Below are 4,525 nucleotides of genomic sequence, written 5' to 3' on the forward strand. Positions count from 1 at the left end.
TGTGGGTGTTCAAGGTTTGTGGGGGGGGGGGGGGGGGGCGGGGGGGGGGGGGCGGCCGCCCCCCCCCGCCACCACCCACCCCGTCAGCCGGTCAGCCGGTCATACGGCCAGGGCCTGGGCCCGCCGCTTGACTTCGGTCCCGCGGTTCTGCCGCAGGGCCTCGGCCGGGGTGCCGGGGAGGCTGTCGTCGGGGGTGAAGAGCCACTCCAGCATTTCCTCGTCGGTGAAGCCGTCGTCACGCAGCAGCGTCAGGGTGCCGACGAGGCCCTTGACGATCCTGCCCTCGCCGATGAAGGCGGCCGGCACCTGGAGCACCCGATTCTCGCCCCGGCGCACGGCGATCAGCTGGCCTTCCTTGATCAGCTGCCGTACCCGGTTCACTTCCAGGTCCAGCTCTTCCGCGATGTCGGGGAGGGTGAGCCAGGAGGGGACGAGAGCATCGGTTTTCACATCAATCTCGGTCACGCCTCAAGCCTGCCACCTCCCACCGACAGCCGTCATCGGGGAGTGGCAGGAGAGGGACGGCGGCGGGTGCGTCCGGCGTCAGGCGAGGGCGTTCTTCAGGGGAACGGCGGGGTCGGCGGCCCGCCCGGGGTCGAGCCGGGCGCCGCGCTGGACGAGCCGGCGGCCCTGGGCCAGGTCGCGGGGCCGGTCCACGGCGCACACCGCGCGCAGGGTGCCGTCGGGGCCAAGCCAGCACACCGTCCAGGCGCCGGTCGAGCCGTCCGCGCCGGGGTCGCCGCGCCACAGCAGGGTGTCGTCCGGGCCGTGCTGCCCGGCGTACTGGACGAACCGGCCGAACTGCTCGCTCCAGAAGTACGGCACCGGGTCGTAGGCCGCGTCGCCCGTGCCGGTGAGCTGCGCGGCGACCGTGGCGGGCCCGGCCTGGGCGTTGTCCCAGTGGTGCACCAGCAGCCGGCGCCCGTAGCGGGCCGAGGGGAAGGAGGCGCAGTCGCCGACCGCGTACACGCCGGGCAGGGTGGTGCGCAGCCGGTCGTCGGCGCGCACCGAGCCGTCGGGGGCGAGGGCGACGCCGCTGCCGGCGAGCCAGCCGGTGGCCGGGCGGGAGCCGATGCCGACCAGGACGGCGTCGGCGCCGAGCACCTCGCCGTCGGCCAGTTCGACCTCGCCGGGGCGGACGGCGGCCACCCGGGCGCCGGTGCGCAGCCGGGCGCCGGCCTGCGCGTACCACTGGCGCATGGGTTCGGTGAGCCGGGGCGGCAGGGCGCCGGGCAGCGGGTGGGGGGCGGCTTCGAGGACGGTGACGGCGGCCCCGGCGGCGCGGGCTGCGGTGGCGACCTCGGCGCCGATCCATCCGGCGCCGACCGCGATCAGCGAGCCGCGGGCGGCCAGCAGCGGCCGGAGCCGGGCGGCGTCGTCCAGGGTGCGCAGCACGTGGACGCCGGGTACACCGGCGCTGCCGGGCAGGGCGAGTGCTTCGGCGCCGGTGGCGATGACCAGCCGGTCGTACGGGAGGGGGCCGGCGTCGGTGAGCAGGGTGCGGGCGGCGGCGTCGATGCCGGTGGCGGTGCGGCCCAGCAGGAGTTCGATGCCGAGGGCGTCGAAGTCCACGTCGAGGGGGGCGCCTTCGGCGGTGCCGAGGAGTACGTCCTTGGAGAGCGGCGGCCGGTCGTAGGGGCGGTGGCGCTCGGCGCCCGCCACGGTGATGGTGCCGGTGTAGCCCGCTTCGCGCAGCAGCACGGCGGTCCTGGTGCCGGCGAGGCCGGCCCCGGCGATGACGACCCGCAGTTCCCGTTGATCCACGTTCGCCACCCTACGGCCGTGGGCGCTTGGCCTTCCCCCGGGCCCGCGTACTAGGGTGACGGGACACCAGTGCACACGGGAGCCCGGCGGACCGGGCTGAGAGGGAGGCGGCCGGCCTCCGACCGTACGTACCTGATCCGGGTCATGCCGGCGAAGGGAGCAGCCACACGGCCATGTCCGTTTCCTCTTCCTCCATCTTGCGCACCGCGCCCCCCGGCACATCGTCCGATGTGCTGGTCATCGGCGGCGGGGTCATCGGGCTGGTCACCGCCTGGCGGGCGGCCGGGCGCGGGCTGACCGTCGCGGTCGCCGATCCGCGGCCGGGCGGCGGTGCCGCGCGGGTGGCCGCCGGCATGCTGGCGGCGATCACCGAACTGCACTACGGCGAGGAGCCGCTGCTCGATCTCACGCTGGCCTCGGCCGCGCGCTACCCGGAGTTCGCCGCGGAGCTGGAGGCGGCGGCCGGGAGCGGCACCGGCTTCCGCGCCTGCGGCACGCTGGCCGTCGCGCTGGACGCCGACGACCGGGCCCAGTTGCGGGTCTCGCACGCGCTGCACCAGCGGTGCGGGCTGCACACCGAGTGGCTCACCGGACGTGAGTGCCGCCGTCTGGAGCCGATGCTGGCCCCGTCGGTGCGCGGCGGGCTGCGGGTGGACGGCGACCACCAGGTCGATCCGCGCCGCCTCACCGCCGCTCTGCTGACGGCCTGCGAGCGGGCGGGGGTGGTCTTCCACCGGCAGTGGGTGCGTGAGCTGACCGTCTCCCGCGACCGCGCCACCGGCGCGGTGCTGGCGGACGGTACGGCGCTCAGTGCGGCCCGTACGGTGCTGGCCGCAGGGAGTCACAGCGGCGAACTGGCCGGGCTGCCGCCGGGGATCGCGCCGCCGGTCCGCCCGGTCATGGGCGAGGTGCTGCGGCTGGCCATGCCCGAGCCGCCGGACGGCGCGGGCCCGTTCCTGTCCCGTACGGTGCGGGCGGTGGTGCGCGGGTCGGCCGTGTATCTGGTGCCGCGCGCGGACGGCGAACTGGTGGTGGGCGCCACCTCCCGCGAGCAGGGCTGGGACACCACGGTGACCGCGGGCGGGGTGTACCGGCTGCTGCGCGACGCCCATGAACTGGTGCCGGGCATCACCGAACTGCCGCTGCGCGAGTGCCGTGCCGGGCTGCGCCCCGGCAGTCCCGACAACGCCCCGCTGCTGGGGCCGAGCGCCCTGCCCGGGCTCCAGCTGGCCACCGGCCACTACCGGAACGGGGTGCTGCTGGCCCCGCTGACCGGGGAGATCCTGGCCGAGTCGCTGGTGACCGGTGAACTTCCCGGGTTCGCCCGGCCGTTCAGTCCGCTGCGCTTTCCTTCGGTGGTGCCCGTATGACCATGACCGTGACCGTGAGGGTGAACGGTGCCGTGCGCGCGGTGCCGTCGGGGACGACGCTGGCGGGGCTGGTCGCCGACCTGCTGGCCACCGACACCGGGGCGGGGGTGGCGGCGGCCGTCAACGCCTGTGTGGTGCCCCGGAGCCGCTGGGCCGGCACCGCGCTGGCCGAGGGTGACCGGGTGGAGATCCTGACCGCCGTCCAGGGAGGCTGACCGCGATGACCGATACAGAGACCGAGATCGGGACCGCTGACGGTGCCGGGCCGCGCGGGGCGGAGAGCCCGGACGACGCGCTGGTGCTGGGCCCGCTGACGCTGACGTCCCGGCTGATCATGGGGACCGGCGGCGCGCCGAGCCCCGAGGTCCTGGAGCGGGCGCTGGCCGCCTCCGGCACCCAGCTGACGACGGTGGCGATGCGGCGGGTGGACGCGGGGGTGCGGGGCTCGGTCCTCGGCATCCTGCGCAATCTGGGCATCGCGCCGCTGCCGAACACCGCGGGCTGTTTCACGGCGGGCGAGGCGGTGCTGACCGCCCGGCTGGCGCGCGAGGCACTGGACACCCCGCTGGTGAAGCTGGAGGTGATCGCGGACGAGCGCACGCTGCTGCCGGATCCGGTGGCCACGCTGGACGCCGCCGAGACGCTGGTCGACGACGGCTTCACGGTGCTGCCGTACACCAACGACGACCCGGTGCTGGCGCGGCGTCTCGAAGAGGCGGGCTGCGCGGCGGTGATGCCGCTGGGGTCGCCGATCGGCTCCGGTCTCGGCATCCGCAATCCGCACAACTTCGCGCTGATCACCGAGCGCGCCGGGGTGCCGGTGATCCTGGACGCGGGCGCGGGCACCGCCTCGGACGCGGCGCTGGCGATGGAGCTGGGCTGCGCCGGGGTGATGCTGGCCTCGGCGGTGACCCGCGCGGAGCGTCCGGTGCCGATGGCGCGGGCGATGCGGCACGCGGTGGTGGCGGGGCGGCTGGCGTTCGGCGCGGGGCGCATTCCGCGCCGGCATTTCGCCCTGGCGTCCTCGCCGTTGGACGGTGTGGCGGACCTGGACCCGGAACGCCCGGCCTATTGACACGTTCGTACTGATATACGATCCACGGATCCGGGGGGATCGCATCGACCGTGTCGGGGGACAGCGGAGCCGAGTGGGGCCCGCTCCCGGGCGGTCGCCGAAGGAGAGACCGTGAGCACACCGCCGCAACCGCCGCCTCCGGGACCGGAACCCGGGCCGAACCCGTACGCCTCCCCCGCCCCGCCGCCGGGTGTCCCGCCGCGGCAGGGGGCGCCCGGGGCCGGTTACGGCTACCCGGGGCAGCCGCCGGTGCCCGGCCCGCCGCCCGGGTACGGCTACCCGCCGGGCGGTCCCGGCGTCCCGGCCGGTCCCGGTT

5 protein-coding genes, 1 pseudogene and 1 riboswitch are annotated in these 4,525 nt (G+C 75.9%); of the genes and pseudogenes, 4 read left to right on the forward strand and 2 right to left on the reverse strand.

Annotated features, from left to right (window positions below):
- Positions 1 to 99: 99 nt before the first annotated feature.
- Entirely contained in the window at positions 100 to 465 is a 366-nt protein-coding gene (locus tag ACFV5N_RS25055; protein WP_385604000.1) for an Rv2175c family DNA-binding protein, read from the reverse strand.
- Positions 466 to 543: 78 nt separating this feature from the next.
- Positions 544 to 1,773, reverse strand: coding sequence for an NAD(P)/FAD-dependent oxidoreductase (locus ACFV5N_RS25060; RefSeq protein ID WP_385604003.1), 1,230 nt, complete (start codon positions 1,771 to 1,773; stop codon positions 544 to 546).
- Positions 1,774 to 1,829: 56 nt separating this feature from the next.
- Positions 1,830 to 1,941: riboswitch (TPP riboswitch) on the forward strand.
- Between ACFV5N_RS25060 and thiO the strand changes: the two genes are divergently transcribed.
- The 4 genes and pseudogenes from thiO to ACFV5N_RS25080 form a co-directional block, all read left to right on the forward strand.
- Complete coding sequence (gene thiO, locus ACFV5N_RS25065; protein ID WP_385604005.1) at positions 1,938 to 3,134, forward strand: glycine oxidase ThiO; 1,197 nt, start codon at positions 1,938 to 1,940, stop codon at positions 3,132 to 3,134. It overlaps the preceding riboswitch by 4 nt.
- Positions 3,131 to 3,349, forward strand: coding sequence for a sulfur carrier protein ThiS (gene thiS / locus ACFV5N_RS25070; RefSeq protein ID WP_385604008.1), 219 nt, complete (start codon positions 3,131 to 3,133; stop codon positions 3,347 to 3,349). Before thiO ends, thiS begins: the two co-directional genes overlap by 4 nt.
- A 5-nt stretch (positions 3,350 to 3,354) precedes the next feature.
- A complete protein-coding gene (locus tag ACFV5N_RS25075; protein ID WP_385604011.1) occupies positions 3,355 to 4,209 on the forward strand; it encodes a thiazole synthase in 855 nt (284 codons plus the stop codon).
- Between the two features lie 111 nt (positions 4,210 to 4,320).
- Positions 4,321 to 4,525 (forward strand): annotated as a pseudogene (locus ACFV5N_RS25080) (hypothetical protein); the annotation flags it as partial.

Origin of the sequence: Streptomyces sp. NPDC059853, from assembly GCF_042731495.1 — a bacterium.
Lineage (GTDB): Bacteria > Actinomycetota > Actinomycetes > Streptomycetales > Streptomycetaceae > Streptomyces.